Raw genomic sequence first — 15,303 nt, forward strand, 5'->3', positions numbered from 1 at the left:
TCATCCCCCAATCTCGTTCATGTCACGCGCGCTCTGGCTCGCGTGGTCTTGGTCCATGTGATGGTACGCCGGCTTGGCGGCTATGCCGCGCCTGAGCTCGGACAGAAGCGCCTCCCCGTGAAGGCCGCGCAGCGGGATCTCCGCCGCAGAGTGCAGGCACGGCTTGAGCCGGCCGTCCGCCGTGACGCGGATGCGGCTGCAACCGTCGCAGAAGCGGTGGCTCATGGGCCGGATGAGGCCCACGTTGCCCGCCCAGCCGGGGGCGTGCCAGAGCTCGGCCACGCCGTCCCGGCGCAGCGGCTCAAGGCCCGGCACGGCCTCGAGCACCGTTTCTGCCGGAATAAAGCGCGCCTTTGGCCAGCCGGCGCAGGGCCCCATGGGCATGAGCTCGATGAACCGCACGTCGATGGGCTCGGTGCGGGCCAGCTCTGCCAGGCGCGGCACGTCGGCGTCGTTGACGCCGCCCATGAGCACGCAGTTGACCTTGGTGTGCGAGAAGCCCGCGTCGCGGGCCGCCGCGAGGCCGGCCAGGGCGTCCTCAAGGCTTCCGCCGCGCGTGAGCTCGGCGTAGCGGGCGGCGTCAAGCGTGTCCAGGCTGACGTTCAGCCGGTCAAGCCCAGCGCGGTGCAGCTCGGCGGCCACGGACGCCAGCAGCGTGGCGTTGGTGGTCATGGCCAGCTCCTCCACGCCCGGCACCGCGCGGATCATGCGCACCAGCTCGGGAAGGCCGCGGCGCACCAGGGGCTCGCCGCCGGTGAGGCGGACCTTGCGCACGCCCAGACGGGCGCAGGCGGCCACCACCTCGGTCAGCTCCTCGAAGGAGAGGATGTCCCTGTGGCCCAGCATGGGCACGCCGCCCGCCGGCATGCAGTACGTGCAGCGGCAGTTGCAGCGGTCCGTCACGGAGAGCCGCAGGTACTCTATGAGGCGCCCCTCCCCGTCTAGCATGCGCAGGCCGCCTTCCCATCGGAGAGTGGCATGACGTCGGCGGGGTCAATAGCCACGGTCAGGTGGTCGGGCTTGCCCAGCGCCGCCCACGCGTCCTTCTCGCACTCGTAGCGCAGAAGGCCGCCGCCGGGCGTCCGCAGCATGGCGATGGTGGAGAACGTGTTGTCTATGACGCGGTCCACCTCGCACGGAATGAGGTTCTGGGCGGCTTCGGTCCCCGCGGGCTTCTCGCCTTTGCCCACCACGCGGAAGTAGTGCGCGCGAACGCCCACGTGCGAGAGGCCCTCGGGCACCGGCAGGCTCGTTGCAAGCGTGACGCCCCAGTCCTCGCAGTCCAAAAGTTGACAAAGGATACGAAGGGACTGTCCCTTCGTATCATTTGTCACGTTTCGTCGGGCGCGGCTGACGTTCTTGCAGCCGCTGATGAGGGCCGCCGCCAGCGTGGAGGGCGTGGAGAAGAGCTCGCCCACGGTGAGCTTGGGCTCACTTTTGCCGGCGGAGACCACGCAGACCGTGTCGCACATGCGAAAGACCTCGTCGCGGTTGTGGCTCACGTAGACCGAGCCGCCGGGAAACTCGCGCAGCGTGTCGGTGAGCTCCAGCTCAAGCTGCCAGCGCAGGTACCCGTCGAGCGCCGAGAAGGGCTCGTCCAGAAGCAGCAGCTCGGGCTTGCTGGCCATGATGCGGGCCAGGGCGACGCGCTGCTGCTGGCCGCCGGAAAGCTGCGCCGGGCGCTTCCTCTGGAGGCCATCCAAGCGGAAGGCGCGGACCTGCTCGTCCATGCGGGCGGCACGTTCCTCCTTGCTGGCGCCAAGGACACCCACGCCGACGTTCTGCTCGACGGTCATGTTGGGGAAGAGCGCGTAGTTCTGGAAGAGGTAGCCCACGCGGCGCTCCTGCGGTCGCAGGTTCACGCCAGCGGCCGAGTCAAAGAGCACGCGGTCGTTGAGGACGATGCGGCCCTCGTCGGGCGTGACGATGCCCGCGATGCACTTGAGCGTCATGGACTTGCCGCAGCCCGAGGGACCCAGGAGCGCCAGCGTCTCGCGGGCGTCCGCCACCTCGAAGGAGACGTCAAGGTCAAAGCCGGCTAGGTGCCGGCGGATGTCTACGGAGAGGCTCATCGGGCCCCACCCGCCCCTCTTACGCGCAGGGGCCTGGCGGCGCGGCGCACGTCGGCCTTGCTCCTCTGCTCGAACCAGTTCATGGCCAGCAGCACCACGGCGCTGACGGCCAGGTTCACCATGACCCACGCCAGGGCGCCGGCGTCGTCTCCGGTACGCCACAGCTGGTAGACCGTGGTGGAGACGGTGGCGGTGGAGCCGGGCGTGTAGCCGCAGATCATGGCCGTGGCGCCGTACTCGCCGAGGGCGCGCGCAAAGGCCAGCACCGCGCCGGCCACGATGCCCTGCTGGCAGTAGGGCATCTTGACGTGCCAGAAGATCCAGCGCTCGGAGCGGCCCAGCGTGCGGGCGGCGTCGGCCAGGTTCTCGTCAAAGGACTCGAAGGCGCCTCGGGCCGTGCGGTACATGAGCGGGAAGCTCACCACCACGGTGGCGAGGATGGCCGCGTACCAGACCATGGTGAGCTTGACGCCAAGGGTCTGGAGCAGCCAGGCACCAACCACGCGCTTGGGGCCAAAGACCCTCAGCAGCAGGTAGCCCACTACGGTGGGCGGCAGCACCAGCGGCAGCGTCAGGACGACGTCGAGCGCGCCCTTGACCAGGCGCGGGGCGCGGGCCACCACGTTTGCCAGGAAGATGCCCAGGAAGTACACCACGACGGTGGACGCCGCCGCTATGCGCACCGAGTTGTAGAGGGGATACCAGTCCATGCGTTCTTCTCGCCATCAATCGACAAATGAGAAAAAGGGACAGTCCCTATTTCTCATTCCAGTTTTGATACGGGGCGGGAAGGGGCGCCGGGTCCCTCCCGCCCGAGTCCTGCTGCTAGTTGCTGGCCAGCGGGGTGAAGCCCACCTCGGAGAAGTCCGAGGAGGCCTCGTCGCCCCTGAGGAAGTCCAGGAAGGCGCGGGCGCCCTCGGGGTTGGGGGCAGCCTTGGTGGCCGCGGCCGGGTAGACCACGCGGCCGCACATGTCCTTGGTGGCGGAGTCGACGACGGTCAGGCCGGCGGAATAGGCGTCGGTCTGGTAGATGACGCCACAGTCGGCGGAGCCGGCGGACACCTGGGAGGTGACCTCCTTGACGTTGGTGGCGTAGGTGATGACGCCCGCGGAGGCCAGGGACTCCTCGTCGAGGTTGTAGTAGGCAAGGATCTTCTGGGTGTACTGGCCCACAGGCACGTCGGAGTTGCCCATGACCATCAGGATGTCGCCGGCCTGCAGGCGGCTGGCCAGGTCGTCGAAGCTCTGGATGTTCTTGGGGTTGCCCTCGGGGACCGCGAGCGTGACCTTGTTCTCGAGGATGTCAAAGCGGGTGTCGTGGTCGATGAGGTCCAGGCCCTCGGTGTTGACGTCGGAGGCGGCCGTGATGTCCATCTGGTTCATCTGCTTCTGACCGGCGGAGATGAAGACGTCGCAGTCCGCGCCCTCTTGGATCTGGGTCTTGAGGGTGCCAGAGGAGTCATAGTTGAAGGAGAGCTCGTACTGGTCGTTGGCGGCGGCGAACTGGTCGCCGGCGCGGGTCAGGCTCTCGGTCATGGACGCGGCCGCAAAGACGACGATGGTGCTCTTCTTGGCGTTGTCCTTGCTGGCGGAGCCGTTGCCGCCGCAGGCCGCAAGGCCCAGGGCAGCCGCGGCAGCGGCGGTACCGCCCATGAACTGCCTTCTGCTCAGATAGGTCATAGTGGTTCCTTTCTCTCCGCCCTGTCTCGGCCTACAACCTGGATCGTTGGCGCTTGTGAGCGTCTGCCCGGCGAGAAGTGCCTAGCGTCGCAGCTCCGCGCGGCAGCGGATGAGCTGCGCGGCGATGCTCACGGCAATCTCGGCCGGGGTGACGGCAAGGATGTCCTCGCCGATGGGGAGGTGCACGCTGGCGGCGAGGTCCGCCGGGACGCCCGCGGCCTCAAGGGCCTCGCGGACGAAGCCCGCCTTGCGGCGGCTACCGATGCAGCCCACGTAGGCCGGGCGGTGCGGCAGGACGTGCTCCAGCACGGCGGCGTCGCCCAGGTGACCGTGGGTGAGCACGACCACGTAGTCGCGGCTCGTGACGCGCACCAGGGAGTCAAGGTCCTCAAACGCGCCGCAGGTCACGGCCTCCGCCTGGGGGAAGAGCGCCGGGTCGCAGATGCCCGGGCGGTCGTCCATGACGTCCACGCGGAAGCCCACGGACGCAAGGACGGGCACCAGTGCCTGGCCCACGTGGCCGCCGCCGAAGACGTGGCAGATGGGCTCGGGGCCCACGGGCTCGACGTAGCGGCGGGCGGTCTCGTCCCAGGTGGGGACGTCGCAGGCGCGGCTCGGCGCGTCAGACTCGGCACGGAGACAGACGGAGGGAGACTGGGAGTCGCTCCAGTCCTCCTCCAGCCAGCCCACGCCGCCGGAGGCCAGAAGCTCCGCCAGCTTGCAAACGAGCGGCAGCTCGGAGGGCATGACCAGGCGCACGGCCAGGAGGGCATCCCCGCCGCAGGCCATGGCGTTCTTCTTGTGGGTCATCCACTCCAGCGAGGCCGCGGGGACCACGGCGGACGCGGGCTTCTCGCCTGCGGAGGCCGCCGCGGCAAGAAGCTCCGTGCTACGGCGCTGGGCGATGAGCTCGATGTTGCCGCCGCCCACGGTGCCCACCCAGGTACCGTCGGCCAGGCCGAGCATGCGGGCGCCCTCGTGGCGTGGCATGGAGCCCCTGGTGGCAAGCAGGCTCGCCAGCGCGGCGGGGCGACCGGCCTCGAGCTCGGCCGTCAGCGCCTGGAGGAGCCGCTGGTCGCTGATGGTTCCGGCAACGTCGTTCATGCGTAGCCTCCCACGATGCTGACGTCGGCCGCCTCTATGACGGCGTCGATGGCGGGCGCGGCGTCGTGCGTGCCCAGGAAGGCGGTGAGGTTGAGAATTGCCTCCAGGACGCCTCCGCCCACGGCCAGGGCCTTGTCGGAGGCCATGGTGATGTACTCCGGGTGGCAGCGCGGGTCCACGTCTCCGGACTTCATGCCGCGCGTGACGGACACGCCCTCCTGGAGCAGGCCGCGGACCACGCCGTCGATGGTTGCCACCATGGGCTGGCCCGCAACGGTGCCGCAGACGGTGCCGGCCTTGACCTCGTCGCCGATCTCCACGCACGGGGTGAAGGTGCCGTCTGCCGGGGCGCGCAGGACGCGCTCGCCGGCGTAGCCGCCGATGAGGCCGGGAATGGCCGTGTTGGGCAGGGGCGAGCCGGTGTAGTAGACGCGGCCCAGGTAGTGGCCACGCATGGTCTCCACCGCGGCGTCCACGTCCACCTGGGCGGTGAAGCCCGGGCCCACGCCGATGACCACGGGGGCCATGCCGCGCGTGGTACCGAGGTTGCGCTTGGCCAGAATGGCGTCGACGACAACGTCAGGGTGCAGGTCGGAGACGCAGGAGGCCTCCGGGTCCGCCATGACGGCCACGCACGCGGACTGGGCGGCCAGGCGCGCGACCTCGGCGTCCTTGCACAGGACGCCGCGAACGCCCTCGATGGTGGTCTCGCCCAGGCGGATGGCCTCCGAGAAGCAGACGGTGCGCCTGATGGACGTGGGCTGCGCCAGGTCGCACATCACGATCTGCATGCCGGCGCGGTAGAGCCTGAGTGCGATGCCGGTGGCAATGTCGCCGGCGCCGCGGATGACGACGAGCATTTCTTCCTCCCCTCGCCCGCAGGAGCCTCCGTTGCGCGGGCGTATTATCTTTCTGTAACTACGATAGCATATGCCCGTAGCTGCGTTATTTCTATATCACAGCAACGGTTACCTGCTATTTTACGGTATTTGAGACCAGAAACGCGTACCGTTTCTTACTTTTTGTTAGGTTTGCGAATGAATTTGCATGAAGCACTGGAGATTCGGCCCGGCGTGACGTCCGTCATCGGCAGCGGGGGCAAGTCCACGCTGCTCGCGAGACTTGCGGCGGAGCTTGCCGAGGGCGGGGCCACCGTGGCGCTGGCCACCACGACGCACTTCATGCCCTTCCCAGGCGTGGCCTGCGTGGCGGGCGGCTCCGCGGAGGAGGTCCGCCTGGCGCTGGCGGCGTCTGGTGTGGCCTGCGTGGCCGCTCCGGCAGGCGGGGCCGCCGGGGCGGCCGGCAAGCTCGGACCGGCGGCACTTGCCCCCGCCGAGCTGGCGCGCCTTGCGGACTACGTGCTGGTGGAGGCCGACGGCAGCAAGCGGCTGCCCCTCAAGGCGCACGCCGCCTGGGAGCCCGTGGTGCCCGAGGGGTCCACGCAATCGGTGCTAGTGGTGGGCGCAAGCGGCTTTGGCCGGCCGGTGCACGAGGCCGTCCACCGGCCGGAGCGGTTCTGCGAGCTCGCGGGCTGCTCGCCGGAAGACGACGCCACGCCCGAGGCCGTGGCGGCCGTCATCCGCGCGGAGGGCCTGGCCAGCCGCGTGGTGGTCAACCAGTGCGAGGGGGAAGGCGCCCTGGCGTGCGCGCGGCGGCTGGAGGCCCTTCTCGACGTGCCCGTGGCCGCCGGGAGCCTGCGCGAGGGGCACCTGGAGCGGCTGGGCTAGGAGCAGGGCCCGTCTTTGCCGTCAGGTGCGAGCGGCGTCTACGCCACTGGACGGCCGTTTGGGTCTGGGGCATCGTCACCATCCGGCACCAGGAGCCGGTCCAGCTCGACGGCGTTGCCGTCGCCGTAGTCCAGAGAGAGCGAGCCCACGGAGGCCACGTCGACGCCCGCGGGAGGCGTGAGGCGCCACTCGGTCCACGTCAGGTCCAGGGTGGTGACGCCGACGGACTCCAGCACCACCGTCAGGCGCGCGCCGTCCGTCTCGCTCGTCACGCTCTTGACCTGCGTCCCGGGGATGGAGCCGCCACCCAGGTGCAGCTGGACGAAGTCGCCGTTGGGCGCCCAGCCGTCCCCCGTCGCGGCCACCACGGAGCCGCCGGAGACCTCCATGCACAGAAGGGGCAGGTCGTCGTCCCGCTCAAAACCCCACTTGGCGGCCGGCTCCGCCTTGGCGCCACTCCCAGCAGAGCAGCCTGCAAGAGCGGCCGCCGCCATGGCCGCCCCCGCCAAAAAATCCCGTCGAGAAACGCACTTCTTGTCCGCGGCCATGATGCCTCCCGTCCTTCCGCGTCATACTTGGCAAGAGCGTACCCCACGAGGGGGCTCGCCAAGCGCCGTGCCAGGGGAGGTTCGATGAGCGCGAGAGAAGGCATCGCCAGAGGCACGGGAGGCCGGCGGCCGCACCGCGTGGGGCTCGTCTGCCTGGACGCCGGCGAGAAGGGCGCGGCGCGCCTGCTGCTGGACGACCTCGCCGCTGCCACGGATGCCTACGAGCGCCGCGCCGGCATGGGTGACGACGCGATTGAGCTCCTCGAGCTGGCAGGCGGCAGCGCCGCGGGCGTCGACGCGCTGGTGGTAGCGCTCAGCCGGGACGCCCCGCTTTGCGACCTGCCGCAGGACGCCCGGCCGGGGACGCCGGTCTACGCCCTCCTGACCTGCGACTCAGACGCCACCGGCCTTGAGGCCTGGTGCCGCCAGAACGGCCTTGCCTGGTCGGGCGCCCTGGTGGTCGAAAGAGCCAGGACGCTCCCGGCAACGTGGTCTTCTCCCCGCCTGGGCTGGCTGAGGCGACCGGTCTCCGAGGGCGTCGACGCCCTCGTGCTGGCGCTGCGCACCGGCAGCGACGCCGGCGTCATCCGCGTGCGCCAGAGCCTGGCCAGACGCGCATGGTCCGCGCTTCTGGCCAGGCTCTTCTCGGCGCGAGGTTAGCCCTGCCGCGCCTACTTTGAGTTGTCGGGGATGGCGCAGGCGATGAGGCCCAGCACCACGGGAGACGCGAAGAAGCCGATGAGGTAGAAGACCCAGCGCTTCTCCATGGCGTAGCCCTTCATCTCCATGATGTCCACCAGATAGCGGATGGCCAGCACGTAGGCCAGGATTCCCGCGACGGCAAAGGCCGCGACAAGAAGCCCCGCGATGCCGCCGCCCACGGCGGACCCGAGCGAGCCCAGAAGGCCGAGGATGCTCGTGCTGGACATGATGCTGACCGCGCTCATGGTGCCTCCCTCTGACGTGCTGACGTTGTTGGGAGCCTACCCGGCGCGGCCGCGCACTACACCGACGCCCGTTGCCTAGCGAGAAGAGACCTCCCCCCTACGCCTCCGCCAGGGCGCGGCCGAGCGCCTGGCAGGCCTCGACGGCCTCATCGTCGGGCGCCTCGTTGGCGATGAGCGCGTCCACCACGGTGAGGCCGGCCGCCTCGGCGTCCTCCTTCCAGGCGTCCATCCACTCGCCGCCGCCCCAGCCGTAGCTGCCAAAGAGCGCGACGGGCCTTCCGGTCAGGACGGGCTTGCAGGCCTCCCAGACCGGCTCGAACTCGTCGGACTCCAGCTCCTCGGCGCCCATGGCCGGGCAGCCAAAGGCCAGCGCGTCAAAGCCGGCCACCTCGTCGGCCGAGAAGTCCGCGACGCCGATGGCGCGTGCCTCGGCGCCGGCTGCGGCCGCACCCTCCGCGACGGCGTTTGCCATGGCCTCGGTGTTGCCGGTGCCGGTCCAGTAGACCACTGCGACGTTCTTGCTCATTTGATTCCTCCTAGTTCGATGTTTTCCATCCTTGGAAGGCGAGGCTAGGCCGCGCCCATCTCAAGCAGCTCCCTCACGCTCGTGCCCTGGGCGTAGCTCAGGCGGCACTCGCGCTCGCGGCGGGCGAGCTCGTCAAAGCGGCGGCGAGCGTTCTCCACGTTGCCGTAGCAGCGCCAGCGGCCGACGACCTTGGCCCCGCGCCCGCCGTCTGCCATGAATCCGCGCACGTCGTCGACGGGGTAGCCCAGCACCAGGCCCAACTCGTGGGGAAAGCTGGCCCGCCCGGCGTAGTAGGCGCGCAGGCGGCCGACGAGCTCGGCCATGAGCGCAGAGGCGTCCTCGGAGGGCAGCCCGACGGACTCCAGGAACACGCGATTCTGCGCGTCGGCAACGATCTTCTCCACCTGCGAGGGGCGCCAGGCAAGCAGCATGAGCCCGTCGGCATGGCGAGAAAGGCCCGCCAGACAGAGGCCGTAGCGGCGCGTGGAGGCGGCGTAGGTAGCAAGCAGCCGGGCGGAGAGGGCGCGCTTCTGACGGTGGTCCCCGCCCCTCCACGCGCGCGGCGTGAAGCCAAAGACGGCCGCTGGCTTGTGGCCCGAGATGACCAGCCCAGCCTGGCAGACGAGCGTCCGCACGAACTCGGACTCCAGGCACTCCTCGATGGTCCGTGCCTCGCGCGGGTCTCCCATGCAGACGTCAAGCCCGTGTCCCATGCCCCGTGGCCTCCTCTTGTTAGCCTTGGTTAACTCGTTGCGGTTGCTAAAGTACACCATGGCTAACTTATGTGCAAGGGGTGCCGGGCCGCCGAAGGGGCGTCGCTTGGGGATTAGCGTACATTTTGACGATGCGCCCATCTCGCCAACTGGGCAAACTCGGCGAGAAGGGCGTCCTGATTGTCAAAATGTACGCTAAGGCGCGGCCCTCGCGGCCCCCGCGGCCCCGCGGCCCGCGCACCCCCACTCCCCCACGCAAAAAAGGCGCCGCCAGTCCTGGGAGGCTGGCGGCGCCGAGGCTTGCCACGTCGCAGTCCGGGGAGAGGGTCCGTCCCGCGCGAGGCGAAGTTAACATCATGATGCCCGGCGAGCTGGAGCCCACTTGAGGGGGTATGGGTTCCACCGGCGAGGCCCTTGACCTGAGGGGGTTGTCTCGGGCGCATCGTGTGCTGTTAGTAGAATAAGTTCACCTGAGCTAACTTCTGTGGTAAACCTTGGCTAACACATAATGTCCACATTCAGCTAGGAATTACCATGCGCACCAACAAAAGCACCGCGAGAAGGACCCCTCCCCACCTGGCAAAGCGCCTCATCGAGCGTTTTGGCGCAAAGCGAACCGGAGGCCACGGCGGCCTCGAGATCCTGCGTCACATCGGCCCCGGCCTGCTGGTTACCGTCGGCTTCATAGACCCGGGCAACTGGGCATCCAACATGGCCGCCGGCTCGCAGTTTGGCTACGCCCTGCTCTGGGTGGTCACCCTCTCCACCATCATGCTCATCGTCCTGCAGCACAACGCCGCTCACCTGGGCATCGTCACCGGAACTTGCCTCGCGGAGGCCACGCGCGAGCACCTGCCGAGGCCGGCGGCCCTGCTCGTGCTGGGCAGCGCCTACCTAGCGACCGTCGCCACCGCCATGGCCGAGGTCCTGGGGGCGGCCATCGCGCTGCAGATGCTCCTTGGCCTGCCGCTGCGCGCGGGATGTGTCATTGTGGCCGCGGCGTCCCTGCTCATGCTGGCCACCAGCTCCTACAGGCGCATCGAGCGCTGGATCATAGCCTTCGTCTCGGTGGTGGGTCTCTCCTTCCTGGCGGAGCTCGCACTGGTGGACGTGAGCTGGCCCGCGGCGGCCACGGGCTGGGTCACGCCATCCCTGCCCGCAGGGTCGGTCGCCATCGTGACGAGCGTGCTCGGCGCCGTGGTAATGCCGCACAACCTGTTCCTGCACTCCGAGGTGGTGCAGTCCGTCCACTACGACCAGCAGGGAGACGACGTCATCGAGGAGCGCCTGCGCTTCGAGCTCTTTGACACGCTCTTCTCCATGGGCGTCGGCTGGGCCATCAACTCCGCAATGGTCATCCTGGCGGCGACCACCTTCTGGACGCGCGGCATTGCCGTAGACGACCTCGCCCTGGCGGCCTCCACGCTCGAGCCCATCCTGGGCCCGGCTGCGCGCACGATCTTTGCCGTGGCGCTGCTGTTTGCCGGTCTCTCATCCAGCGTCACCGCGGGCATGGCGGCGGGCACCATCAGCGCTGGCATGTTCGGCGAGGAGTACGACATCCACGACAGGCACTCGTCCGTCGGTGTGGCCGTGGCCTTCGTGGGCGCCGTGGCGGCGTGCCTTGCGGTGGAGGACGCCTTCAGCGGCCTGGTCTGGAGCCAGGCGCTCCTCTCGCTGCAGCTGCCCGTCACGGTCTTCGTCCAGATCTGGCTCACCAGCTCCCCCGCCGTCATGGGCCGCCATGCAAACTCCCGCCCGCTCAAGGCGGTCCTCGTGGCCATCGGCCTGACCGTCACCGTGCTTGACCTCGCGCTTCTCCTCGGCGCCTAGAGCCCAATGACGCACTTCTCGCCAGGTCCCGCCGCACGTGCGGCAAGGGGCCTGGCGAGAAGTGCGTCAATCTTGAAATGCTTTGCGGAATGCGCGGCACAGGCCCGCCTACCTGACCGCGACCTCCATGCAACCACGCTCTACTCGATAGCGAGCGCTCTGTCGAATGCTTCGCGCATGAACTGGCTGCGCGTCTCCTTGAAGGCGATGGTCACCATCTCCTCGTCGCCGAAGGTTGGACGACCCAGCAGGCGATAGACCGCTCAAGGCGCTATTTGCGTCGCTTGCGGGATTCACTCTCATCTTAATGATCGTTAAGGGAACCTTAGCAATAGGGGACCTCATTTAAGGAGGCTTGGCTATCACGAGAGGAGAATGTCATGATTAGCAGAAGGACGTTTCTAGCTTCTTCGCTTATGGCCATCAGCGCTCTTGCAATGCCAAAGTCGGCTTTGGGCGACACCTTGGTTGCATCCGACGTCGAAAACAAAATATCCTCTCTTGGTTCAACGTTAAGTGAAATCGAGGCCAACAAGTTTGGTGCAGGACTTGAGGACGTTGATTTCTCGTCCCTTTCAATCTGTCAGCCGATCAGCTTCTATGAGGCAGCCAATGGGTCGATTAGGGAGATTGAGCCGCGATATCCAATTCTTGACCAGCATTCAGATATTAGAATGCTTGCGTACGATATTGGCGCTGAATCTATGATCGTAACAACAGCTCTTGCCGGGCAAATTAATGATGCGGTCAAGAACGGAAATCAAATTGCCGTTGTATACGATTCAAATGGATGCTACCTATTAAAAAGTAACGGCGATTTGATTAGAGTTGGTGAAAGCAGTTATACCGTTTCTACGAGAGATTCGCTTAAAGATGCTTCAACGATAAACACCAGCAGTGCAGTGTTCTCGGAACTTGATGAGATTAATTCAATCAACGCGCTTGCCTCGTCCCTATCCCAGTCAACGCGCTCGACTATTCAGGTTGGTTATGTAACACAAAACCCACCGTCAAATATCTGCTGGGCGGCGTGCGTTGCATCGATTGCAAACTATCGAAACGGAGGGAGCAGAACCGCAGTAAGCGTTGCTCGAGCTTATTATGGGTCTTCGTATAACAGGTCCCTGACAAATACACTGTTCCCGACGGTTCTCTCATCAAATGGAGTGAGCGGGTACACATATTATTCGTCTTGGCCGTCTGACAGCAAGATTAATAGCAATATTGATTCAGGATACCCCTTGGTTGGAATTCTATCTGTCAACGGAAACACGCAGTCGACGCATGCTGTCGTTGTAAGCGGCTGTACCCCATTTGTAAGCATCCTTGTCATGGATCCGGAATTCGGTTTCACAACGGCATCGAAACTAGGCTCCGCTTACGTTTATTCAAGTGGTTATTCCGGCGCAAGCCTGAAAACAATAAGTGCTGCTAGGAGATTGTAGGAGCTAAAGAGCATGATTAGCATCAGCAGAAGGCGCGCCATCTTAGCTGCTTCATTCCTTGCTCTAACCCTTTGTACCTCGTGCGGAAATGCCAGTGACGCCGTCGATGATTCCGATAAGGGTGGCAGCGGCGATCTCAAAGCAGCCAGAAAGCACGTTTCTGATGATAATGTAGTTGACGTATTTCTGTTCTCGCTTGATGGCCAATCTATTTCCGAGATTGATGCGGAAAACCTCCAAGAGACAATCGAGGTCCTTTCCGACCTTGACTCAGAAACTTCAGAGGAACCCGCCGTCGTTTCCGACGGCGGGTCTTCTGGCGGGCGAGATTGCATGTTCTTTGTTGTGTTTGAATCATCGGAAACACTGACGGTTGGAACGGATGGATCTCGCGCTATATACGATTCCGTTTCATTTGAAAGCAGCTATGACGCGTGTCAGAGGACTGACGATTTGTATTCCAGGCTCATAGAAACGACGTCGTTCTAGCTAGAGTCAATCCTAAAGCCAGTAGCTGTGATTCACTCCGTTCGGATTGTCAATCGCGGCGCGGCACAGGCTCGCCTAACTGAGCGCGACCTCCATGCGGCCGCGCTCCAGGCGAGGCCTGTCCAGAAGCGGGGTGGCGTTTCTGGCGGCGATGCACAGGGTGGAGACGTTGTGCAAGTAGGCGGCCGTGGTGATGGGGATGGCGCTTGCCACGCCCAGGCCGATGAGCAGCGAGTTGAAACCCACGATGAAGCGGTAGTCCGCGTGGATGCGCCCCATGAGGCGGCTCGCCAGCTCGCGCATGGTGACCAGGGACTCCAGCGAGGAGTCGTGCACCAGGACGTCGGCCACCGCGCGGGCGATGTCGCTTGCGTCGGACATGGCAACGCTGACGTCGGCGGTGGCCAGCGCCGGCGAGTCGTTGATGCCGTCGCCCACCATGACCACGGTGTGGCCGGCCTCGCGAAGCGCCGCCACGTGGGCGGCCTTGTCCTCGGGGAGCACCTGGGCAAAGTAGCCGTCCAGCCCGAGCTCGCCCGCCACGTGGGCGGCGCAGCGCTCGGAGTCCCCCGTGATCATAACCAGGTTGGAGAGGCCCTGGCGGCGCAGGCGCGCCAGCACTGCGGCGGCCTCCGCGCGAGGCGGGTCGCTCACGCAGATGGCGCCCACGAGCTGGCGCTCGCGCGCGATGTAGATGACCGAGCTCGCCGGGGCCTCGCGCTCCATGAGCTCGTCCAGGCCCTCGGGCTTCTCCACGCCCTCGTCCTCAAAGAGGAAGTGCGCGCTGCCGATGCAGACCTCGCGGCCGCCCACGCGGGTGGAGATGCCGTGGGCCACCACGTACTGCACCTCGGCGTGCAGCTCGTCGTCGTGGACGAGGCCGCGGCGCTCGGCCTCCGCCACAATGGCGCGGGCCATGCTGTGCGGGAAGTGCTCCTCGATGCAGGCGGCCAGGCGCAGCACGTCCTCCTCGGAGGCCTCAGTGAACGAGACGATGCGGCTCACGGCGGGCGTGGCGTTGGTCAGCGTGCCGGTCTTGTCGAAGACCACGGTGTCGGCCGCAGCCAGGGCCTCCAGGTACTTGCCGCCGCGCACGGTCACGCCGGCGCGCACGGCCTCGTCCATGGCGCTCATCACGGCGATGGGCGTCGAGAGCTTGATGGCGCACGAATAGTCCACCATGAGGACGGCCATTGCCTTGTTGATGTTGCGCGTCACGGCGAGGATGCCAAAGAACGCCAGGAAGCTGTACGGCACGATGGCGTCTGCCAGGCGCTCCGCGCGGCTCTGGGCGCCCGCCTTGAGCTCGCTGGAATGCTCGACCATGTCCACGATGCCGTCTATGCGAGAGGCCCCCGGAGGCGCCGTGACGCTCACCTTGAGGTCGCCGCTCTCAAGCGCGGTGCCCGCGTAGACGGTGGCGCCGGGCTCCTTGCGCACCAGCGCGGCCTCGCCCGTCATGGAGGACTCGTCTATCTCGCCGGCGCCCTCCACCACGGTGCCGTCAACCGGAAGGACGCTGCCCGCGCCCAGGTGGAGCACCATGCCGCGGGTGACGTCCTCGGTGCGCACGCGCACGTCCTGGCCGTCCACCACGGCCCACACGCTCTCCGCGCGCACCACCATGCCCTCACGCAGCGCCAGGTGGGCGCGGCTCTGCACGTGCTCCTCCATGAGGGCGGAGAGCTGCAGCAGGAAGGTGATGGTGCCCGCCTCGGCAAAGCTGCCGCGGGCGATGGAGGTGGCAATGGCCGTGGCGTCCAGTACCTCCACGGTGACCTCGCCGGCAAGCAGGTGCCGCAGGCCCTCGGCCACAAACCCCACGGCGCGCACGCAGGTCAGCGCCGCGCGAACCGGGGCGGGCAGAAGGACGCGCTTTGCCGCGCGCCACAGCACGAGGCGCGTGGCCTCCACCTGGAAGCGGTTGTTCTCCAGGCAGATCTCCAGCGCGCCCTCGCGCGTGCCCAGGCCAGGCTCGGCCGCCGCGGGCAGGCGCAGCGGGTCAAGCCCGCGCACGGCGACCAGGACGGCCTCGCGGCACGCAGGCTCAAACGTCAGCAGTATGGAGCCGTTGGCAGCGTGGACCTCGGCAGTGCGCACGCCGTCTGCGGCCATGAGGGCGTAGGACACGCCGCGCGCCTCCTCGTCGGTGAAGAGACGCGCGCCGCACCTCAGGCGGAGCCTTCCGGGAAGCTCCGAGACAATCCTGAAGACCATTG

The 15,303-nt window shown here is 66.9% G+C and carries 16 protein-coding genes; 5 read left to right on the forward strand and 11 right to left on the reverse strand.

Translation table 11 applies throughout. The features are described 5' to 3' along the window. The 6 genes from moaA to yqeB all read right to left on the reverse strand — a co-directional run bounded on the left by moaA (position 1) and on the right by yqeB (position 5,716). Positions 1–948: a GTP 3',8-cyclase MoaA gene (gene moaA, locus DXV50_RS05660; RefSeq protein ID WP_117205278.1), complete on the reverse strand. Its 948-nt coding sequence runs from the start codon at positions 946–948 to the stop codon at positions 1–3. After that, positions 942–2,072 carry a sulfate/molybdate ABC transporter ATP-binding protein gene (locus DXV50_RS05665; RefSeq protein ID WP_117205280.1) on the reverse strand — a complete coding sequence of 377 codons (1,131 nt, stop codon included), beginning with the start codon at positions 2,070–2,072 and terminating at the stop codon, positions 942–944. The genes moaA and DXV50_RS05665 overlap by 7 nt, the downstream gene beginning before the upstream one ends. After that, on the reverse strand, positions 2,069–2,782 hold the full coding sequence (gene modB / locus DXV50_RS05670) for a molybdate ABC transporter permease subunit (protein WP_117205281.1): 714 nt from the start codon (positions 2,780–2,782) through the stop codon (positions 2,069–2,071). The genes DXV50_RS05665 and modB overlap by 4 nt, the downstream gene beginning before the upstream one ends. A 115-nt stretch (positions 2,783–2,897) precedes the next feature. Further along, positions 2,898–3,752, reverse strand: coding sequence for a molybdate ABC transporter substrate-binding protein (gene modA, locus DXV50_RS05675; RefSeq protein WP_117205283.1), 855 nt, complete (start codon positions 3,750–3,752; stop codon positions 2,898–2,900). An 81-nt stretch (positions 3,753–3,833) separates the two neighbouring features. Further along, positions 3,834–4,856 carry an XdhC family protein gene (locus DXV50_RS05680; RefSeq protein WP_117205285.1) on the reverse strand — a complete coding sequence of 341 codons (1,023 nt, stop codon included), beginning with the start codon at positions 4,854–4,856 and terminating at the stop codon, positions 3,834–3,836. After that, complete coding sequence (gene yqeB, locus DXV50_RS05685) at positions 4,853–5,716, reverse strand: selenium-dependent molybdenum cofactor biosynthesis protein YqeB (RefSeq protein ID WP_117205287.1); 864 nt, start codon at positions 5,714–5,716, stop codon at positions 4,853–4,855. The genes DXV50_RS05680 and yqeB overlap by 4 nt, the downstream gene beginning before the upstream one ends. 213 nt (positions 5,717–5,929) lie before the next feature. On the opposite strand from yqeB, the gene yqeC reads away from it, so the two are divergent. After that, a complete protein-coding gene (gene yqeC / locus DXV50_RS05690) occupies positions 5,930–6,583 on the forward strand; it encodes a selenium cofactor biosynthesis protein YqeC (protein ID WP_198666416.1) in 654 nt (217 codons plus the stop codon). 38 nt (positions 6,584–6,621) lie between these two features. On the opposite strand, the gene DXV50_RS05695 is transcribed toward yqeC, so the two are convergent. Further along, the gene (locus DXV50_RS05695; protein ID WP_117205291.1) at positions 6,622–7,131 is read right to left on the reverse strand and encodes a twin-arginine translocation signal domain-containing protein; all 510 of its coding nucleotides are present in this window, start codon (positions 7,129–7,131) and stop codon (positions 6,622–6,624) included. Between the two features lie 84 nt (positions 7,132–7,215). On the opposite strand from DXV50_RS05695, the gene DXV50_RS05700 reads away from it, so the two are divergent. Further along, a complete protein-coding gene (locus DXV50_RS05700; protein WP_147556691.1) occupies positions 7,216–7,791 on the forward strand; it encodes a hypothetical protein in 576 nt (191 codons plus the stop codon). Between the two features lie 11 nt (positions 7,792–7,802). On the opposite strand, the gene DXV50_RS05705 is transcribed toward DXV50_RS05700, so the two are convergent. The 3 genes from DXV50_RS05705 to DXV50_RS05715 all read right to left on the reverse strand — a co-directional run bounded on the left by DXV50_RS05705 (position 7,803) and on the right by DXV50_RS05715 (position 9,317). Next, positions 7,803–8,078, reverse strand: coding sequence for a hypothetical protein (locus DXV50_RS05705; RefSeq protein ID WP_117205294.1), 276 nt, complete (start codon positions 8,076–8,078; stop codon positions 7,803–7,805). Positions 8,079–8,175: 97 nt separating this feature from the next. Beyond that, complete coding sequence (locus DXV50_RS05710; protein ID WP_117205296.1) at positions 8,176–8,604, reverse strand: flavodoxin; 429 nt, start codon at positions 8,602–8,604, stop codon at positions 8,176–8,178. A gap of 44 nt (positions 8,605–8,648) precedes the next feature. Then, positions 8,649–9,317 carry a DUF3793 family protein gene (locus tag DXV50_RS05715; protein ID WP_157966970.1) on the reverse strand — a complete coding sequence of 223 codons (669 nt, stop codon included), beginning with the start codon at positions 9,315–9,317 and terminating at the stop codon, positions 8,649–8,651. Between the two features lie 534 nt (positions 9,318–9,851). On the opposite strand from DXV50_RS05715, the gene DXV50_RS05720 reads away from it, so the two are divergent. The 3 genes from DXV50_RS05720 to DXV50_RS09575 all read left to right on the forward strand — a co-directional run bounded on the left by DXV50_RS05720 (position 9,852) and on the right by DXV50_RS09575 (position 13,084). Then, positions 9,852–11,150, forward strand: coding sequence for an Nramp family divalent metal transporter (locus DXV50_RS05720; RefSeq protein ID WP_117205300.1), 1,299 nt, complete (start codon positions 9,852–9,854; stop codon positions 11,148–11,150). A 380-nt stretch (positions 11,151–11,530) separates the two neighbouring features. Next, positions 11,531–12,595, forward strand: coding sequence for a papain-like cysteine protease family protein (locus DXV50_RS05725; protein ID WP_117205302.1), 1,065 nt, complete (start codon positions 11,531–11,533; stop codon positions 12,593–12,595). Positions 12,596–12,607: 12 nt separating this feature from the next. Further along, positions 12,608–13,084, forward strand: coding sequence for a hypothetical protein (locus tag DXV50_RS09575; RefSeq protein WP_147556692.1), 477 nt, complete (start codon positions 12,608–12,610; stop codon positions 13,082–13,084). 75 nt (positions 13,085–13,159) lie between these two features. Here the strand turns inward: DXV50_RS09575 and DXV50_RS05730 are convergent, their stop codons facing one another. Then, positions 13,160–15,301 (reverse strand): heavy metal translocating P-type ATPase, encoded by a 2,142-nt coding sequence (locus tag DXV50_RS05730; protein ID WP_117205304.1) that lies wholly within the window; start codon positions 15,299–15,301, stop codon positions 13,160–13,162. Positions 15,302–15,303: the final 2 nt, after the last annotated feature.

This window comes from Paratractidigestivibacter faecalis (assembly GCF_003416765.1).
Classification (GTDB): domain Bacteria; phylum Actinomycetota; class Coriobacteriia; order Coriobacteriales; family Atopobiaceae; genus Paratractidigestivibacter; species Paratractidigestivibacter faecalis.

What these genes read in the sequence shown, in the direction of transcription:
- DXV50_RS05725 (WP_117205302.1), top strand. Translation starts at nt 11,531, where the DNA reads ATGATTAGCAGAAGGACGTTTCTAGCTTCTTCGCTTATGGCCATCAGC.
- moaA (WP_117205278.1), bottom strand. Translation starts at nt 948, where the DNA reads ATGCTAGACGGGGAGGGGCGCCTCATAGAGTACCTGCGGCTCTCCGTG.
- modB (WP_117205281.1), bottom strand. Translation starts at nt 2,782, where the DNA reads ATGGACTGGTATCCCCTCTACAACTCGGTGCGCATAGCGGCGGCGTCC.
- DXV50_RS05715 (WP_157966970.1), bottom strand. Translation starts at nt 9,317, where the DNA reads ATGGGACACGGGCTTGACGTCTGCATGGGAGACCCGCGCGAGGCACGG.
- DXV50_RS05680 (WP_117205285.1), bottom strand. Translation starts at nt 4,856, where the DNA reads ATGAACGACGTTGCCGGAACCATCAGCGACCAGCGGCTCCTCCAGGCG.
- DXV50_RS05705 (WP_117205294.1), bottom strand. Translation starts at nt 8,078, where the DNA reads ATGAGCGCGGTCAGCATCATGTCCAGCACGAGCATCCTCGGCCTTCTG.
- DXV50_RS09575 (WP_147556692.1), top strand. Translation starts at nt 12,608, where the DNA reads ATGATTAGCATCAGCAGAAGGCGCGCCATCTTAGCTGCTTCATTCCTT.
- DXV50_RS05720 (WP_117205300.1), top strand. Translation starts at nt 9,852, where the DNA reads ATGCGCACCAACAAAAGCACCGCGAGAAGGACCCCTCCCCACCTGGCA.
- DXV50_RS05695 (WP_117205291.1), bottom strand. Translation starts at nt 7,131, where the DNA reads ATGGCCGCGGACAAGAAGTGCGTTTCTCGACGGGATTTTTTGGCGGGG.
- DXV50_RS05665 (WP_117205280.1), bottom strand. Translation starts at nt 2,072, where the DNA reads ATGAGCCTCTCCGTAGACATCCGCCGGCACCTAGCCGGCTTTGACCTT.
- DXV50_RS05700 (WP_147556691.1), top strand. Translation starts at nt 7,216, where the DNA reads ATGAGCGCGAGAGAAGGCATCGCCAGAGGCACGGGAGGCCGGCGGCCG.
- DXV50_RS05730 (WP_117205304.1), bottom strand. Translation starts at nt 15,301, where the DNA reads ATGGTCTTCAGGATTGTCTCGGAGCTTCCCGGAAGGCTCCGCCTGAGG.
- yqeB (WP_117205287.1), bottom strand. Translation starts at nt 5,716, where the DNA reads ATGCTCGTCGTCATCCGCGGCGCCGGCGACATTGCCACCGGCATCGCA.
- DXV50_RS05710 (WP_117205296.1), bottom strand. Translation starts at nt 8,604, where the DNA reads ATGAGCAAGAACGTCGCAGTGGTCTACTGGACCGGCACCGGCAACACC.
- modA (WP_117205283.1), bottom strand. Translation starts at nt 3,752, where the DNA reads ATGACCTATCTGAGCAGAAGGCAGTTCATGGGCGGTACCGCCGCTGCC.